General features: G+C 67.4%; 12 protein-coding genes. 8 read left to right on the top strand and 4 right to left on the bottom strand.

The annotated features are described in order from the left end of the window. The 5 genes from rnpA to AC5P8R_RS16100 all read left to right on the top strand — a co-directional run bounded on the left by rnpA (nucleotide 1) and on the right by AC5P8R_RS16100 (nucleotide 7,605). Nucleotides 1–495, top strand: coding sequence for a ribonuclease P protein component (gene rnpA, locus AC5P8R_RS16120; RefSeq protein ID WP_495223628.1), 495 nt, complete (start codon nucleotides 1–3; stop codon nucleotides 493–495). After that, the gene (yidC, locus tag AC5P8R_RS16115; RefSeq protein ID WP_495223627.1) at nucleotides 495–2,210 is read left to right on the top strand and encodes a membrane protein insertase YidC; all 1,716 of its coding nucleotides are present in this window, start codon (nucleotides 495–497) and stop codon (nucleotides 2,208–2,210) included. The genes rnpA and yidC overlap by 1 nt, the downstream gene beginning before the upstream one ends. Before the next feature lie 115 nt (nucleotides 2,211–2,325). After that, complete coding sequence (locus AC5P8R_RS16110; RefSeq protein ID WP_495223626.1) at nucleotides 2,326–4,998, top strand: polysaccharide deacetylase family protein; 2,673 nt, start codon at nucleotides 2,326–2,328, stop codon at nucleotides 4,996–4,998. 3 nt (nucleotides 4,999–5,001) lie between these two features. Then, nucleotides 5,002–6,351: a tRNA uridine-5-carboxymethylaminomethyl(34) synthesis GTPase MnmE gene (gene mnmE, locus AC5P8R_RS16105; RefSeq protein WP_014648953.1), complete on the top strand. Its 1,350-nt coding sequence runs from the start codon at nucleotides 5,002–5,004 to the stop codon at nucleotides 6,349–6,351. A 147-nt stretch (nucleotides 6,352–6,498) separates the two neighbouring features. Then, the gene (locus AC5P8R_RS16100) at nucleotides 6,499–7,605 is read left to right on the top strand and encodes a glycerophosphodiester phosphodiesterase (RefSeq protein ID WP_169411744.1); all 1,107 of its coding nucleotides are present in this window, start codon (nucleotides 6,499–6,501) and stop codon (nucleotides 7,603–7,605) included. 153 nt (nucleotides 7,606–7,758) lie between these two features. Here AC5P8R_RS16100 and AC5P8R_RS16095 read toward each other — a convergent pair whose 3' ends face one another. Both AC5P8R_RS16095 and AC5P8R_RS16090 read right to left on the bottom strand, forming a co-directional pair. After that, nucleotides 7,759–8,529: a rhomboid family intramembrane serine protease gene (locus tag AC5P8R_RS16095; RefSeq protein ID WP_069118211.1), complete on the bottom strand. Its 771-nt coding sequence runs from the start codon at nucleotides 8,527–8,529 to the stop codon at nucleotides 7,759–7,761. 106 nt (nucleotides 8,530–8,635) lie between these two features. Continuing rightward, on the bottom strand, nucleotides 8,636–9,598 hold the full coding sequence (locus AC5P8R_RS16090) for a TerC family protein (RefSeq protein ID WP_014648950.1): 963 nt from the start codon (nucleotides 9,596–9,598) through the stop codon (nucleotides 8,636–8,638). Between the two features lie 386 nt (nucleotides 9,599–9,984). Here AC5P8R_RS16090 and AC5P8R_RS16085 point away from each other — a divergent pair, with 386 nt between their 5' ends. Both AC5P8R_RS16085 and AC5P8R_RS16080 read left to right on the top strand, forming a co-directional pair. After that, nucleotides 9,985–11,154, top strand: a complete 1,170-nt coding sequence (locus AC5P8R_RS16085; RefSeq protein WP_495223625.1) for a class I SAM-dependent rRNA methyltransferase — start codon at nucleotides 9,985–9,987, stop codon at nucleotides 11,152–11,154. A gap of 135 nt (nucleotides 11,155–11,289) precedes the next feature. Then, nucleotides 11,290–12,531 (top strand): dipeptidase, encoded by a 1,242-nt coding sequence (locus tag AC5P8R_RS16080; protein ID WP_075075950.1) that lies wholly within the window; start codon nucleotides 11,290–11,292, stop codon nucleotides 12,529–12,531. A gap of 93 nt (nucleotides 12,532–12,624) precedes the next feature. Here the strand turns inward: AC5P8R_RS16080 and AC5P8R_RS16075 are convergent, their stop codons facing one another. Together AC5P8R_RS16075 and AC5P8R_RS16070 are read right to left on the bottom strand one after the other, a co-directional pair. Beyond that, nucleotides 12,625–14,052 carry an amino acid permease gene (locus tag AC5P8R_RS16075; protein WP_014648947.1) on the bottom strand — a complete coding sequence of 476 codons (1,428 nt, stop codon included), beginning with the start codon at nucleotides 14,050–14,052 and terminating at the stop codon, nucleotides 12,625–12,627. A 175-nt stretch (nucleotides 14,053–14,227) separates the two neighbouring features. After that, nucleotides 14,228–15,223: an aldo/keto reductase gene (locus AC5P8R_RS16070; protein WP_126411549.1), complete on the bottom strand. Its 996-nt coding sequence runs from the start codon at nucleotides 15,221–15,223 to the stop codon at nucleotides 14,228–14,230. Between the two features lie 121 nt (nucleotides 15,224–15,344). Here AC5P8R_RS16070 and AC5P8R_RS16065 point away from each other — a divergent pair, with 121 nt between their 5' ends. After that, nucleotides 15,345–16,247, top strand: coding sequence for a LysR family transcriptional regulator (locus AC5P8R_RS16065; protein ID WP_495223624.1), 903 nt, complete (start codon nucleotides 15,345–15,347; stop codon nucleotides 16,245–16,247). Nucleotides 16,248–16,268 lie beyond the last annotated feature (21 nt).

The following is a 16,268-nucleotide window of genomic DNA, read 5'->3' as shown; positions in this document are numbered from 1 at the left end:
ATGCCGCACCCCGCGGCAGACGCAATCCCTTCGACAGTGAATACTGCAGACCCGCGCAAGCGATTCCCTCGCTCTGCGCGGGTTCGCACGCGTGCCGAATATTCAACGGTCTTCAACGGCGCCCGCCGTGTGTCCGATCCGCTGATGACCCTGCACTGGCTGCCGGCTGACCGGCCGGCCAGGCTGGGTCTGGCGGTTTCCCGCAAGGTTGATCCGAACGCCGTGGGGCGTAACCGGATCAAGCGCGTCCTGCGCGACATCCTGCGTCAGATACGTACCGAAATCCAGCCAGGCGACTTCGTCGTCGTGGCGCGTAGTGCTGCGCGTTCCGCCAGCAACGACGAGATCCGCCAGGCCTTCCTGCGCCTGCTGCGTCGCCTGCGTGCATTGCCCGCGCCGGGCGTGGACGGCACAATGCCGCCGCCTGATGGCATCGCAACTCCTTCTTTGACCGAGCCGGCATCGCGTCCCGGCCCCGCCGAGCCTGTCCGCTGATGAACCAGACCCGCGTATTCCTCATTTTTGCCTGGCTGATGGTGGCCGTGCTGCTGTGGATGGAGTGGAGCCGTGAAAAGGCTGCTCCGACCCCGGCACCGACGACCACGTCGGCCCCGGCTGCTGCACAGAGTGTTCCGGGCGCGACCCCGGGCAGCATCCCCAGCGCGCAGGTCCCGGGTGCGCCGGGCCAGGCCGCTGTGCAGGCCCAGGCCAGCGCCACCCCGGCCAGCCAGCGCGTGACCGTCACCACCGACGTGCTGCGCCTGGTACTGGACGGCGGCCGTGTGCTCGATGCCGAGCTGCTGCAGTTCCCGCAGACCAAGGACGAAGGCAGCCCGCCGGTTCGCCTGCTGACCGAAGACCCCGCGCATCCGTACAGCGCGATCAGTGGCTGGGCCAGCGAAGACAAGAACACCCTGGTTCCCGGCGCTGACGGCTTCAGGCTGGTCGGTGATACCAAGGACTTCGTGCTGGCCAAGGGCCAGAACGAACTGCAGATCCCGTTCGTGTGGACCGCCGACAACGGCGTGACCATCAAGCGCACCCTGACCGTCTCGCGCAACGAGTACGCCGTGCGCTTCAAGGACGAAGTCAGCAATGCCGGCGCCGCACCGTGGAACGGCTACGTCTACCGCACCCTGGACCGCACCCCGACCATCCTGTCGCGGAGCATGACCAACCCGGATTCGTTCAGCTTCAACGGCGCCACCTGGTACGACAACGACAAGAAGTACCAGCGTCGTGCGTTCAAGGATTACCTGGACGACGGCGCACTGAACCAGAACATCACCGGCGGCTGGCTGGCGATGCTGCAGCATCACTTCTTCACCGCCTGGATCCCGCAGAAGGACCAGACCGCGCACTACGTGCTGTCGCAGGTGGCCGGTCGTGACCTGATTGAAGCGCGTGGCCCGGCCTTCACCGTGGCCCCGGGCCAGTCCACCAGCACCGAGGCCCGCCTGTGGGTCGGCCCGAAGCTGGTCAACCTGATCGCCAAGGAAGACGTGCCGGGCCTGGACCGCGTGGTCGACTACAGCCGCTTCTCGATGATGGCGGTGATCGGCCAGGGCCTGTTCTGGGTGCTGAACCAGGTGCACAAGCTGGTCGGCAACTGGGGCTGGGCGATCGTCGGCCTGGTGGTGCTGCTGAAGCTGGTGCTGTACCCGCTGTCGGCGACCCAGTACAAGAGCGGTGCCAAGATGCGCCGCTTCCAGCCGCGCATCGCGCAGCTGAAGGAACGCTATGGCGATGACCGCCAGAAGTTCCAGACCGCGATGATGGAGCTGTACAAGAAGGAAAAGATCAATCCGATGGGCGGCTGCCTGCCGATCCTCATCCAGATGCCGATCTTCTTCGCCCTGTACTGGGTGCTGGTGGAATCGGTCGAACTGCGCCAGGCGCCCTGGTTCGGCTGGATCCAGGACCTGACCGCACGCGATCCGTACTTCATCCTGCCGGTCATCAACGTGGCAGTGATGTGGTTCACCCAGAAGCTGACCCCGGCACCGGGCATGGACCCGATGCAGCAGAAGATGATGCAGTTCATGCCGCTGGTGTTCGGCGTCATGATGGCCTTCATGCCGTCCGGCCTGGTCCTGTACTGGGTGGTCAACGGCGGCCTGGGCCTGCTGCAGCAGTGGTGGATGACCAAGCGCCATGGCGGCGAGCCGGTTGCGGCCACCACCGCTCCGGCCCCGGTCAAGAAGAAGTAATCGGTAGAGCCGGCCGCTGGCCGGCTGACCCCAGCAAAAGCCCGCCGCAAGGCGGGCTTTTCGCATGCGGCGGTAGAATCACCGGCACACCGTTCCTCCCACCTTCGAGTCCGCCATGCCGCGTGCGTCGTCGTTCCGCCTGTTCCTGCCCTCGCTGTTGTTGACCCTGGTTGTTGCCGGTTGCGGCGACAAGGACGCGAAGGCGCCGGCGACCACCGTCACCCAGCCAAGCGCGCAGGCCGCGGCCGCCGCCGATCCGGCCGCCGCGCCGTTGCTGGCGGCGCTGCAGAAGCAGCTCGACGGCTACCGCCGGATCATCGTGCTGCTGGCAGACGAGGAACAGCAATCGGCCGCCGACCGCGGCACCTCCACGCGTGTGGGCCAGCAGCTGTTCCACGATGGCCTGGAACAGCGCACGGCGATCGCCGCGCAGTTCGACACCCTGCTGCGCGGCTCCAGCCCGCAGCGCTTCGCCACCCTCGGCACCGTGCTGGATTACATCGAGTCGGCGCCGGAACTGTTCGACGCCGACCGCCTGGCCTTCCGCGAAGTGCTGCGTGATCTGCATGAGCGGGTCGGCACTGATTCGTCGCTGCCGGCGGTCAAGCTGCACCAGCGCATCGGCGAGGACCTGGAGGCACTCGACGAGATCGAGCGAAACTACAACCAGGAACTGACCCGCATCTTCAGCCGCTTTGAGCGCACCCGTGCCATCGGGCTGAAGCGTGAGAAGTGGGACGACTACATCGCCCACCTGCACAAGGACTACAGCCGCGAAGCGATCCTGCGCGACTACGGCGTGATCGAGCCCTACCCGATGTCGATGAAGGACAGCGACCGCGAGATCTTCGGCCGCGACCTGCCGGCCAAGACCGTGGTGCTGACCTTCGACGATGGCCCGCACAAGGCCTATACCGATGAAGTGGTGGCCATCCTCAAGCGCTACGACGTGCCGGGCGTGTTCTTTGAAGTGGGCCGCAACCTTGGCAAGGTCGAGGCCGATGGCAAGGTCAGCCTCGGCCCGATGGCGAAGATCAGCCGCAACCTGATGGAAGAGGGCTATGCGGTCGGCAACCACAGCCTGACCCACGCTCAGCTGTCGCGCACCACCGGTGACGCGCTGCGCCAGCAGGTGCTCGACACCGACACGCTGCTGAAGGATGTCGACAGCAAGCGCGCGCCGCTGTTCCGTTTCCCGTATGGCGCGCGCAATGCCGAAGGCCTGCAGCTGCTCAACGAGGCCGGGCTGAAGTCGATCATGTGGAACATCGACTCGATGGACTGGGCCGACCCGGTACCGGAATCGATCGTGCAGCGCGTGCTAGACCAGGTGAACAAGGAACAGCGCGGCATCATCCTGTTCCACGACATCCACGATCGTGCGGTGAAGGCGCTGCCGCAGATCCTCGACCGGCTGATCGCCGATGGTTACCAGTTCGCCGGCTGGAACGGCCGTGACTTCACTGTCGCCCGTGCGCGCAAGGGTGAAGCCGGTGCCGCCACGGTCACCACCGGCTACGAGAAGTCCTGGGCGATCGTGGTCGGCATCGACAACTATGCCAAGTGGCCGAAGCTGGAGTACGCCAGCCACGACGCGCAGGCGGTGGCCGATACCCTGACCGGGCAGTTCGGCTTCCCGTCCTCGCAGGTGATCGTGCTGAAGAACGAGCAGGCGACCCGCAACAACATCCTCGCGGCCTTCCACGATCGCCTGGCAGATGACCGCACCGGCAAGAACGACCGCGTGTTCGTGTTCTTCGCCGGCCATGGCGCGACCCGCCAGCTCGCTTCCGGGCGCGACCTGGGCTACATCATTCCGGTCGATTCGGACCCGAAGGAATTCGCCACCGACGCCATCGCGATGACCGACATCCAGAACATTGCCGAGAGCATGCAGGCCAAGCATGTGATGTTCGTGATGGATGCCTGCTACAGCGGCCTGGGCCTGACCCGCGGTGGCCCGTCGTCGTCGTCGTTCCTGCGCGAGAACGCGCGTCGCAGCGCGCGGCAGATGCTGACCGCCGGTGGTGCCGACCAGCAGGTGGCCGATGCTGGCCCCAACGGCCACTCGGTGTTCACCTGGGTGCTGTTGCAGGCGCTGGCCGGCAAGGGCGACCTCAACGGCGACGGCCTGATCACCGGTACCGAGCTGGCCGCCTACGTGGCGCCGGCCGTATCGGCGGTCTCGCACCAGACCCCGGCCTTCGGCAGCCTGCCCGGTTCGCAGGGCGGCGAGTTCGTGTTCCAGGTGCCGGATAGCCAGGAATTCCTCAACGCCGATACGCGCCAGCTGACCGCCGATGCGATCGCGCTGAACAACAAGGTGGATGCGGCCAGCGAGGCGAAGGGCAGCCAGGCGCCGGTGACGGTGGCCGACCTGCAGGGTGGCAAGGCCAAGCTGGTGGTGCCCACCGCTGGCCCGGCGTCAGACCGCCAGCGCGCGCAGCAGGCCAACGACCGCGGCCTGCAGCTGTACCGCGAGAAGCAGTACGACGAGGCAGCCGCGCAGTTCGCCGAAGCGCTGAAGCTGCGTCCTGATTTCGCCCAGGCCGCCAACAACCTCGGCTTCGTCTACTACCGCCAGCAGCGCTATGCGGAAGCCGCGCGCTGGCTGGAGAACACGCTGAAGATCGACCCGTCGCGCGCGGTGGCCCATCTGAACCTGGGCGATGCCTACTTCAACGCCGGCGACAAGGCCAAGGCGAAGCAGGCCTACACCACCTACCTGGCGCTGCAGCCGCAGGGCAGCGGCGCGGCCCAGGCGCGCGCGCAGCTGGAGAAGCTCTGAGCCATGAACGACGCGATCCGCACCGACACCATCGTGGCCATCGCCAGCGCCCCCGGCGCCGGCGGTGTCGGCCTGTTGCGCCTGTCCGGTCCGCGCGCTGCGGCGATTGCCAATGCGCTGGGGGCGCCTGCACTGCGCCCGCGCCACGCGCACTACGCGCGCCTGCGTGATGCCGACGGCGAGGTCATCGACGATGGCATCGTGCTGTGGTTCCCGGCACCGAACAGTTTCACCGGCGAAGAGGTGGTGGAACTGCAGGGCCATGGCAGCCCGGTGCTGCTGCAGCAGCTGGTCGCGCGCTGCATCGCGCTCGGTGCGCGCCAGGCGCGGCCGGGTGAGTTCAGCGAACGGGCGTTCCTCAACGGCAAGCTGGACCTGGCCCAGGCCGAGGCCATCGCCGACCTGATCGCCGCGGGCGACAACCGTGCCGCACGCGCGGCGCGTCGTTCACTGGATGGCGTGTTCTCGCGCCGCATCGATGCGGTGGTCGAGCAGCTGGTGCTGCTGCGCATCCACGTGGAAGCGGCCATCGACTTCGCCGACGAACCGCTGGATACCCTCGGTGGCGCGCAGGTGCGGCGTGGGCTGGAACAGGCGCGCAGCGATCTGGCCATTCTGCGCCGCGATGCCGAACGCGGCCGTCGCCTGCGCGATGGCCTGCACGCGGTGCTGATCGGTCCGCCGAATGCGGGCAAGAGTTCACTGCTCAACGCGCTGGCCGGCAGCGAACGCGCCATCGTCACCGACATCGCCGGCACCACCCGCGACACCCTGCGCGAAACCATCCGCCTGGATGGCCTGGAGCTGACCCTGGTCGACACCGCCGGCCTGCGCGACGGCGGCGACGCAATCGAACGCGAAGGCATGCGCCGCGCCCACGTGGAAATCGAGCGCACCGACCTGGCGCTGATCGTGCTGGATGCGCGCGATCCGGCGGCCGGTGAAGCGGCGCTGGGCGAGGCCGTGGCGGCGGTACCGCACAAGGTCTATATCCACAACAAGTCGGATCTGCTGGCGGCGTTGCCGTCGCTGGCTGATCCGGATCGGGTGTTCGTTTCGGCCGCCACCGGCGCCGGGCTCGACGACCTGCATGCGCGCCTGCGTTCGATTGCTTCGGCCGGTGCCGGTGAGCAGGTGGACGGCGAGTTCTCCGCGCGCACGCGCCACGTGGATGCGATTGAACGCGCGCAGGAACATGCGCAGCGCGCCGATGGCGAGCTGGCGCACGAGCACCTGGAGCTGGCCGCCGAGGAACTGCGGCTGGCCCACGATGCGCTGGGTGAGATCACCGGGCAGATGAGTGCCGATGATCTGCTGGGGAGGATCTTCTCCAGTTTCTGCATCGGCAAGTAACACGGGGTCAGATCCCCAAAGGGGCTCTGACCCTGCACGGTTCCGCCACGGGGTCGGAGCCCCTGCGGGGATCCGACCCCAGGTCCCCCACCTGTCACATTGCCGCCGCATACTGACGCCCATCACATACCGCTTGGGGAAGTCGCAGTGAAGTCGTGGGGTTGTGCGTTGCTGTTGTCGCTGGCCGTGGCACCATCGGTGGCCATGAGTGCTGAATCCTCCACCCCGGCCGTGCCCAAGGTGTCGGTCTACGGCCATCGCGGGGCAAGCGCCCTGCTGCCCGAGCACACCCTGGCCTCGTATGCGCAGGCCATCGCCGATGGCGCCGACTACATCGAACCGGACCTGGTGATGACCCGGGACGGGGTGATGGTGGCCCGCCACGAGAACGAGATCGGCGGCACCACCGACGTCGCCTCGCATCCGGAGTTCGCCAGCCGCCGCACCCGCAAGGTGATCGATGGGCAGCAGGTCGAGGGCTGGTTCACCGAGGACTTCACCCTGGCCGAGCTGAAGACCCTGTACGCCCGTGAGCGCCTGCCGGAACTGCGCAGTACCGCCTACGACGGCCAGTTCCGCATCGCCAGCCTGGACGAGATCCTGGCCTTCCTGGTGCAGCAGGCCGGGCGCGCCAACCGTGGCATCGGCCTCGTGCCGGAGATCAAGCACCCGACCTATTTCCAGTCCATCGGCCTGCCGATGGAAGACAAGCTGCTGGCCGCGCTGCGTGGCAACGCGTACACCAATGTCGGCCCGGTCACGATCCAGTCGTTCGAGACCGCCAACCTGCGCTACCTGCATGGCAAGATCGGCCGGGGCAGCAACATCCGCCTGCTGCAGCTGCTGTGGAAGGGCGATACCCAGCCGGCCGACATCGCCAAGGCCGGCGGCACGCTGACCTACGCACAGATGATGACCCCGGCCGGGCTGAAGGACATCGCCGCCTACGCCGATGGCATCGGCCCCGAGCTGCGCTCGATCATTCCGCTGGATGCCAAGGGCGCGCTGGGCACGCCGACCGCGCTGGTACGTGATGCGCATGCGGCCGGCCTGATGGTGATTCCGTACACCTTCCGCCCGGAGAACCATTTCCAGCCCAGCAACCTGCGCAAGGGCGCCGACAACGCGCGCAACGTCGAAGGCTCGATCGCCGAGATGCGCGCCTACCTGGCGACCGGCATCGATGCCTTCTTCACCGATGATCCGGCGCTGGGCCGGCAGGCGGTGGATGGCATGGGCGCAGCGGGGAACTGAGCGATCAACGCGCCGGGCATGGCCCGGCGCTACCCGGGGGCCGGTGTGCGCTGGTAGGTGCCAACCTTGGTTGGCACGCAACAACCGCGCCGACCAAGGTCGGCCACTACCGGTTCATGAGGTTGCCGGCCAGTGGCCGGCACGACCGTCACCTCAACCGCGCGGCTCGTCCGGGCGGCGGAACGGGATCACCACGTAGTCCTGGCCCTCGCGCGGCTGCCACAACACCGGCACGCGCTGCGGAGACGGCGGCTCCAGCTCGTCGTCGGCCAGCGGCTCGGCCTCGTCTTCTTCGTCTTCCCAGCTGTAGCGCTGGCGCGGCGGCAGCGGATCGGCGTTGCGGAACAGCAGCGCGGCGATGATGCCGGCGAAGGCGCCGCCCATGTGCGACTGCCAGGACACGCCATCGGCGTGCGGCAATACGGTCATCAGCATGCCGCCATAGAACAGCATGCCGATCAGGCCGGTGGCGATTGCCGCACGGTCGCGGCGCAGCAGGCCGAGGCTGGCCAGCAGGAACATCAGGCCATGGGTCACGCCACTGGCACCCAGGTGCACGCTGCCCGGATTGCCCAGCATCCACGCGCCGAGGCCCGAACCCAGCCACAGCAGGGGCAGGGCGCGCACGGTGGCTTTGGGATACACACTGCCGGCCAGGGTGCCGAGGATCAGGATGGCGATGCTGTTGGCGGCGATGTGCTCGACCGAGGCATGCAGCATCGGGCCGCCGATCAGACCGAGCAGGCCCTTGGCTTCCAGCGGCGCAACCGCCCACGGTCGCCAGTCGAACGTGCCCTGCAGGGCGAACACGGCCACCAGCACCAGCACGGCCGCCAGGCTGACATTGAACGCCCGCAGGATGCGCGAGCGGTCATTGCGGGGGGCCGGCACGTCGCCGGCGGGCAGGGGCGTGTTGTTGTCCATACCTCAGCAATGGCGGTGGCTGGCGCGAAACCAAGGCCACTGTTGCGGGAGAGTGGGTGCGGCCGGCGGGACAATCCCGCCGGCCGCGTCTTCCCACCGCTCAGGCTCAGGCGTGGCCCGAGCCTTCCTTCGGCGGGTACTTCAGGCTCAGCACCACGGTGGCGGCGATGATCACCGCGACCACGCCCAGCGACACCGGGGTCGGGATCTTGAACAGGTCGATGATCATCATCTTGATGCCGATGAAGGCCAACACCAGCGCCAGGCCGTACGGCAGCAGGTGGAAGCGGTCGGCCATGCCGGCCAGCAGGAAGAACATCGCACGCAGGCCCAGCACCGCGAACACGTTGGAGGTGAGCACGATGAACGGGTCGGTGGTGATCGCGAAGATCGCCGGGATGCTGTCCACGGCGAAGATCACGTCGGTGACCGCGATCAGGATCAGCACCGCGAACAGCGGGGTGAACCAGCGCACGCCATCGCGCTTCACGCTCAGCGCATTGCCGGCGTAGTCCGGCAGCAGGCGCAGGTGCTTGCGCATCCAGCGCAGGGCGGGGTTGGTTTCCAGATCCGGTTCCTGGCCGGCGGCGAACCACATCTTCCAGCCGGTGAACAGCAGGAAGGCGCCGAACACGTAGAGCAGCCAATGGAACTGGCTGATCAGCACGCTGCCGGCGAAGATCATGATCGTACGCAGCACGATCGCACCCAGGATGCCGATGATCAGCACCTTCTGGCGCTGCTCCTCCGGTACTGCGAAGTAGCTCATGATCATCAGGAACACAAAGATGTTGTCGACCGCCAGCGCCTTCTCGACCAGGTAGCCGGTCAGGAATTCGAGGCCGACCTTGTTGGCCACCACCTGGCCGGCGGTCTCATTCAGGTAGTACCAGAGGCCGGCGTTGAACAGCAGGGCCAGCGCGACCCAGCCGATCGACCACCACAGGGCTTCCTTGAAGGTGACCTTGTGCGGTCCACCATGGCGCATCAACACGAGGTCGACCAGCAGGGCGATGACCACCACCGCTGCGAAGCCGCCCCACAACCACACGTTACCGATCGTCTGCATTGGGAATGTCCGTTGGAAAGATGAATGCCAGGCCGGACGGCGAGGATCTGCAACGGAGGATCGGGAGGGGGATCCAGGGACAGAGCTTCGCCAGTACGGCGAAGGTCTCGCTCGCAGTTCCAGTCGGCTGGAACTGCCGTTGCACCGGAGCCTGCGGGCTCGAAATGACGGCGACAACGTCTGGGAGCTACTCCCCTTCTGGCGCCGATTCTGCCGTCTGGCTGGGCCGCCGTCAAATGGGGGACGAGGGGTCGGATCCCCGTAGGGGCTCTGACCCCATTCCCGAGCCCGTTCCGGCCTGGTGGGTGCCAACCTTGGTTGGCACGCCGGCGGGGGTCAGAGCCCCTGCGGGGATCTGACCCCGGCGCCCGGTTTACAATGGGTGGATGAATACCCCCCTTCCGATTGTCCGCCTCAAGAATGCGTGGCGCTCCAGCCACCCGTGGATCTTCCAGAAACTGGTCGAGAAGCCGACCGTCCGGCCCAAGCCCGGTTCCATCGTCGACGTGGTCGGCATTGATGGCGAGTTCGTTGGCCGCGGGTTCTACAACGGGCATTCGCGCATTGCCGTGCGCATCCTTGAGACCGACCAGAACGTGCCGGTGGATGCCGGCTGGTTCTCGCGCAAGATTGCCCAGGCGGTGTCGCTGCGCCGTGAGGTGCTCAAGCTCGACGCGGTCTCCGACGCCTGGCGCGTGGTGCACAGCGAAGGCGACGGCCTGTCCGGCCTGGTGGTGGATCGCTACGGCGACCTGGTGGTGGTCGAATTCTTCGCCGCCGGCATGTTCCGCCACCGCGAGTGGATCTACGACGCCCTGCGCGAGCAGTTCCCGGGTTGCCGCTTCCACAGCTTCGCCGATGAGCACGTGCAGAAACAGGAAAGCTTCGATTTCCACGGCAATACCACCACCGAAGCGTCGGTGATCACCGAGTACGGCATCAAGTTCCGCGCCGACCCGGCCGGTGCGCACAAGACCGGCTTCTTCGCCGACCAGCGCGAGAACCGCGAGTGGCTGAGCCAGCAGGTGGAAGGCAAGCGCGTGCTGGACCTGTGCTGCAACACCGGCGGTTTTGCGGTGTACGCGGCGGCGCGAGGCGCCTCGGAAGTGGTCGGCATCGACATCGATGAAGACGTCATCCAGATCGCCAAGGGCAATTCGCGCCTGAACAACGTGCGCCCGAAGTTCGTCCAGTCCGACATCTTCCCGTGGCTGCGTGATGCGGCCAATCGTGGCGAGCAGTACGACGTGGTGATCCTGGACCCGGCGAAGATGACCCGCGACCGCGACCAGGTCATCACTGCGCTGAAGAAGTACCTGGACATGAACAAGCTGGCGCTGGGCGTGGTCAAGCCGGGCGGCCTGTTCGCCACGTTCTCCTGCACCGGCCTGGTGGCCGAGGACCAGTTCCTCGACATGCTGCGCCGCGCGGCGTATTTCTCCGGCCGCACGATCCAGATCCTGAAGGTGGCCGGCGCCGGTCCGGACCACCCGTTCATGGCCCACGTGCAGGAATCGCGTTACCTGAAGGCCGTGTTCTGCCGCGCGGTGGACTGACCGCGTCACTGCCGATCTCTGTAGAGCCGAGCCCACGCTCGGCTGATCTGTCTGGCAGCCGAGCATGGGCTCGGCTCTACAAAAAGGCCGGGTGCGGCGCTATGGTCGGGCTCTTCCCAATGCCGGTGAGAGCCCATGCCATCGTTGCGCCACCTGTCCGTCGTGCTCGCCGTGGCGCTGTGCGCGCCGCTTTCGGCTCACGCCATCGAGTTCAGCGCCGAGGAACTGGCCCGTGCCAAGGCGCTGCAGCAGCGCCTGGTCACGCTCGACAGCCACCTGGATACGCCGGCAAATTTCGGCCGGACCGGCTTCGACATCGAGCAGCGCCACGACCGCAACGCGCTTTCGCAGGTGGACTACCCGCGCATGGTCGAAGGTGCGCTCGATGGTGGTTTCTGGGCGATCTACACCGACCAGGGCGATCGCAGCGCAGCGGCCCACCTGGTCGAGCGTGACCACGGCCTGCAGCGACTCCTGGAAATCCGCGAGATGCTGGCGGCCAATCCCGCGCGCTTCGCGCTGGCACTGACCGCCGATGATGCTGCGCGGATCAAGGCCGCCGGCAAGCGCGTGGTCTACATCAGCATGGAAAACGCCAGCCCGCTGGTGGAAGACCCGAGCCTGCTCTCGTTCTACCATCGCGCCGGCCTGCGCCTGCTCAGCACCGTGCACTTCGCCAACAACGAGTTCGCCGATTCGGCCACCGACCCCAAGGGCGCGGAGTGGAAGGGCCTGAGCCCGGCCGGCAAGGAGCTGGTGCGGCAGGCAGTGAAGCTGGGCATCGTGATCGACCAGTCGCATGCCTCGGACGCGGTGTTCGACGACCTGCTGGCGATGATGCCGGTGCCCTTCGTGCTGTCGCACAGCTCGGCCAAGGCGGTCTACGACCACCCGCGCAATCTTGATGACGCGCGCCTGCGCAAGCTGGCCAAGGCCGGCGGCGTGATCCAGGTGAACGCCTATGGCGGCTACCTGATCGACACCGCGAAGACGCCCGAGCGCACGCAGGCCGAAGAAGCGCTGAGCAGGCAGCTGGGCGGCTGGGAAGGCATGGGCATCGAGCAGGGCGTGGCCCTGCTGAAGGCCGAGCAGGCACTGGACCACGAGCACCCGGTGCGCCACGCCAGCCTGGATGATTTCTTCGCCCACTTCGAGCACATCCTCAAGGTGGTCGGCCCCGAGCACGTGGGCATCGGCCTGGACTGGGATGGCGGCGGTGGCCTGAGTGACCTGCCCGATGTCAGCCAGCTGCCGAAGATCACCGCCTGGCTGCTGCGCAAGGGCTATACCGAGCAGCAGATTGCCGGCATCTGGGGCGGCAACCTGCTGCGGGTGATGCGCCAGGCGCAGGATTACGCGGCAAAACAGGGCGGTTGAAACGCCCTGCGGTGGTGCCGGCCAGCGGCCGGCATTGCCCCTATCAACAGGATTCGGGTTGCCGGCCAGCGGCCGGCACTACCGGTGATCGGTCTATTTCGCGATCAGCGCATGGCGTCGGCTGTACAGGAAGTACAGCACCAGGCCGGCCACGTTCCACAACAGGAAGTACAGCTGGGTGGTGTGCGGCAGGCTGATGAACAGGTAGATGCAACCCAGCGCGGCCAGCGGGCCAACCACGAAGGCCAGCGGCGTGCGGAACGTGCGCGCGCGGTCCGGCTCGCGCAGGCGCAGCACCACCAGGCAGACGCCCACTGCAGTGAACGCGGCCAGGGTACCGGCATTGGCCAGCGCGGCGATCTCGTCCAGGCGGGCCACGCCGGCCAGCGCCGACACCACCACCGCAGTGAACAGTGTGGTCGCCACCGGCGTGCCGGTACGCGCGTTGACCTTGGACAGGCCACGCGGCAGCAGGCCGTCGCGGCTCATCACGAAGAAGATGCGGCTCTGGCCGTACAGGAAGGCCAGCAGCACGGTCGGCAGCGCGATGATCGCAATCACGCCGATCACCATCGCCGCTGTCGGATGGCCCAGCTGGCGCATGATCAGCGCCAGCGGCTCGGCGCTGTGCCCGAACACGGCGTAGCTCATCGCACCCACTGCGGCCAGCGCCACCAGCACGTAGACAATGGTGCAGCCGATCATCGAACCGATGATGCCGATCGACAGGTCACGGCCCGGGTTCTTGGTCTCCTCCGCAGCAGTGGAGATCGCATCGAAGCCGTAGAAGGCGAAGAAGATGATCGCCGCTGCCGCCATCACGCCGTGCTCGACGCCATCGGGGCCCATCGACTTGGCAAAGCCATACGGCATGAACGGCTGCAGGTTGGCGCTGTCGAACGCAGGCAGGGCCACGGCCACGAAGATCGCCAGCGCGATCAGCTTGAACACCACCAGGATGGCATTGAGCGTGGCGCTTTCCTTGGTCCCGGCCATCAGCATGCCGGCCACCAGCCAGGTGATGATGATCGCCGGCAGGTTGATCATGCCGCCTTCCACGTGCGGGCCGGCTGCCAGCCAGGCCGGCAGGTGCACGTTCCAGCCGAACTGGGTGTGGACCCATTCGAGGAAGCCGACGAAGTAGCCGGACCAGCCCACCGCCACCGTACTCACCACCAGCGAGTACTCCAGGATCAGGCTCCAGCCCACCACCCAGGCGAACACCTCGCCCAGCGCACTGTAGCTGTAGGTGTAGGCGCTGCCGGCGGCCGGCATCATCGTCGACAGCTCGGCATAGGACAGCGCCGCACAGGCGCAGACCGCACCGGCGATGGCGAAGGAGATCAGCACGGCCGGGCCGGCCAGATTGGCACCGACGCCGATCAGCGTGTAGATGCCGGTGCCGACGATGGCACCGATGCCCAGTGCGATCAGGTGCGGCCAGCTGAGCGTCGGGATCAGGCGCCTGCCGGCTTCGTGGACGGTGACGGAATCTAGGGACTTGCGCCGGAACAGGGACATGCAGGCCTCGGAAGGGGTGACTAAGAACGACAAGTTCCCGAGTGTGACCGAACGCAGCGCAGCATTACCACTGACGGGGGTCATGCATGGCGGGGCACGCGCTGCGCCCCGGCCAGGCTGCCGGAATCGGCACAATCCGGCGGAAGCCGTCGGTGTACGTTCGTCCCGGCCCCCGCTAGGACTCGATGTTGGCCATGCCGCTGTCCGAATAGCGTTCGCCGGCCGCGGCATGCAGCGGGAAGGCCGCATCCAATGCGTCCAGCGTGGCCGCATCCAGTTCCACCTGCAGTGCAGCGAGGTTCTCGTCCAGCCGTGCCCGCCGCGTCGTGCCCGGGATCGGCACGATGTGCCCGCCGCGCGACAGCACCCAGGCCAGCGCCAGCTGCGAGGCAGCGATGCCGCGCTCGGCGGCCAGCGCCTGCACGGTGTCCACCAATGCCAGGTTGCGCTGGAAGTTTTCGCCTTCGAAGCGGGGCGAGGTGCGCCGGTAATCGTCGGCGTCGAAGTCGTCCGGGCTGCGGATGGCACCGGTCAGGAAGCCACGGCCCAGCGGCGAATACGGCACGAAGCCGATGCCGAGCTCTGCCGTGGTGGCCAGCACTCCGTTCTGCTCCGGCTCGCGCGACCACAGCGAGTACTCGCTCTGCACCGCCGTGATCGGGTGCACCGCATGGGCGCGGCGGAGGGTGGCCGCCGAGGCCTCGGACAGGCCCAGCCAGCGCACCTTGCCCTGTTCCACCAGGCGTGCCATGGCACCCACGGTGTCCTCGATCGGCACGGTCGGGTCGACGCGGTGCTGGTAGTACAGGTCGATGTGGTCCACGCCCAGGCGGCGCAGGCTGGCCTCGCAGGCGGCCTGCACATAGTCCGGGTGGCCGTTGATCTGCCGCGCCTTCGGGTCAGCCGGGTCCAGGCCGATGCCGAACTTGCTGGCCAGGAACACCTGGTTGCGGCGGCCGGCAATCGCGCGACCGACCAGCACCTCGTTGGTGTGCGGGCCATACACATCGGCGGTGTCGAGCAGGGTCACGCCACGGTCCAGCGCGTGCCGGATGACGGCAATGCCGTCATCGTCACTGCCGCGGCCGCCGTAATACGCGCTCATGCCCATGCACCCCAGGCCGAGGGCGGACACGGTGGGGCCGGCGGGGCCGAGAGTACGGGTCTTCATGTGGATCTCCTTGGGGAAGGCGCCACGTCTGGATGGGCAGTGGCGAGGGGCACAGCATCCTCCACGCCATCATGTGGATAAACTGCGTGTCACCGGACTTACCTTGAAGGCTGCCTTCACAATGGATGCCTCCGCCCCGCTCACTGCTGTGGTCGCTTTCGTCCACGTGGCCGAGCACGCCAGCTTTACCCGCGCCGCCGATGCCCTGGGTGTGTCGACCTCGGCGCTGTCGCAGAGCGTGCGCGCGCTGGAAGCGCGGATGGGCGTGCGGCTGCTGCAGCGGACCACGCGGCGGGTCAACCTGACCGAGCACGGCGCGCGTTTCCTGCAGCGCGTGCGCGGCGGCCTGGACCAGATCGACCAGGCATTTGCCGAACTGGACAGCGCGCGCTCGGTGCCTGCCGGGCGGCTGCGCGTGACCCTGCCGCGCATCGTCGCCGATCGCATGGTGCTGCCGCGGCTGCCCGACTTCCTTGCGCGTTACCCGCAGGTGCAGGTGGAACTGTGCGTCGACCCCGCGCTGACCGATCTGGTGGCCGAGGGCTTCGATGCCGGCATCCGCCTCGGCGAATCACTCGCACAGGGCATGATCGCGGTGCCGGTCGGGCCACCCGAGCGGCAGGTGGTGGTGGCCACGCCGGCCTATTTCGAACGCCATGGCGTGCCGCAGACCCCGCATGACCTGCAGGGCCACGCCTGCATCGTGCACCGGCTGGCCAACGGCCGGCTGATGCCCTGGGAGTTCAGCCGCGACGGCCACGACCTGGACGTGCAAGTGAGCGGGCGGCTGGTGTTCAACGATGCCGGCGTCGCCCATGGTGCCGTGCTGGCGGGTCTGGGCATGGCCCAAGGCTTCGCCTCGCTGATGGCCGACGACATCGCCGCCGGGCGACTGCAGAGCGTGCTGCAGGACTGGCAGCCGCCATTCCCCGGCTTCCACCTGTACTACCCCGCGCGTGAGCAGATGGCGCCCAAGCTGCGGGTGTTCATCGACCACCTGCGCGCGGAGATGCACGACCGGTAGATGCCAACCTTGGTTGGCATG

It is taken from the genome of Stenotrophomonas sp. YJH_SMC_73 (assembly GCF_059370155.1).
The sequence above is the reverse complement of the archived record's forward strand: the minus strand, read 5'-3'. Positions and strand labels throughout refer to the sequence as shown.

Excerpts from the sequence above, each read along its gene's own strand:
- AC5P8R_RS16110 (WP_495223626.1), top strand. The coding sequence starts at position 2,326 with ATGCCGCGTGCGTCGTCGTTCCGCCTGTTCCTGCCCTCGCTGTTGTTG.
- AC5P8R_RS16070 (WP_126411549.1), bottom strand. The coding sequence starts at position 15,223 with ATGAAGACCCGTACTCTCGGCCCCGCCGGCCCCACCGTGTCCGCCCTC.
- AC5P8R_RS16085 (WP_495223625.1), top strand. The coding sequence starts at position 9,985 with ATGAATACCCCCCTTCCGATTGTCCGCCTCAAGAATGCGTGGCGCTCC.
- yidC (WP_495223627.1), top strand. The coding sequence starts at position 495 with ATGAACCAGACCCGCGTATTCCTCATTTTTGCCTGGCTGATGGTGGCC.
- AC5P8R_RS16065 (WP_495223624.1), top strand. The coding sequence starts at position 15,345 with ATGGATGCCTCCGCCCCGCTCACTGCTGTGGTCGCTTTCGTCCACGTG.
- mnmE (WP_014648953.1), top strand. The coding sequence starts at position 5,002 with ATGAACGACGCGATCCGCACCGACACCATCGTGGCCATCGCCAGCGCC.
- AC5P8R_RS16095 (WP_069118211.1), bottom strand. The coding sequence starts at position 8,529 with ATGGACAACAACACGCCCCTGCCCGCCGGCGACGTGCCGGCCCCCCGC.
- AC5P8R_RS16075 (WP_014648947.1), bottom strand. The coding sequence starts at position 14,052 with ATGTCCCTGTTCCGGCGCAAGTCCCTAGATTCCGTCACCGTCCACGAA.
- rnpA (WP_495223628.1), top strand. The coding sequence starts at position 1 with ATGCCGCACCCCGCGGCAGACGCAATCCCTTCGACAGTGAATACTGCA.
- AC5P8R_RS16090 (WP_014648950.1), bottom strand. The coding sequence starts at position 9,598 with ATGCAGACGATCGGTAACGTGTGGTTGTGGGGCGGCTTCGCAGCGGTG.
- AC5P8R_RS16080 (WP_075075950.1), top strand. The coding sequence starts at position 11,290 with ATGCCATCGTTGCGCCACCTGTCCGTCGTGCTCGCCGTGGCGCTGTGC.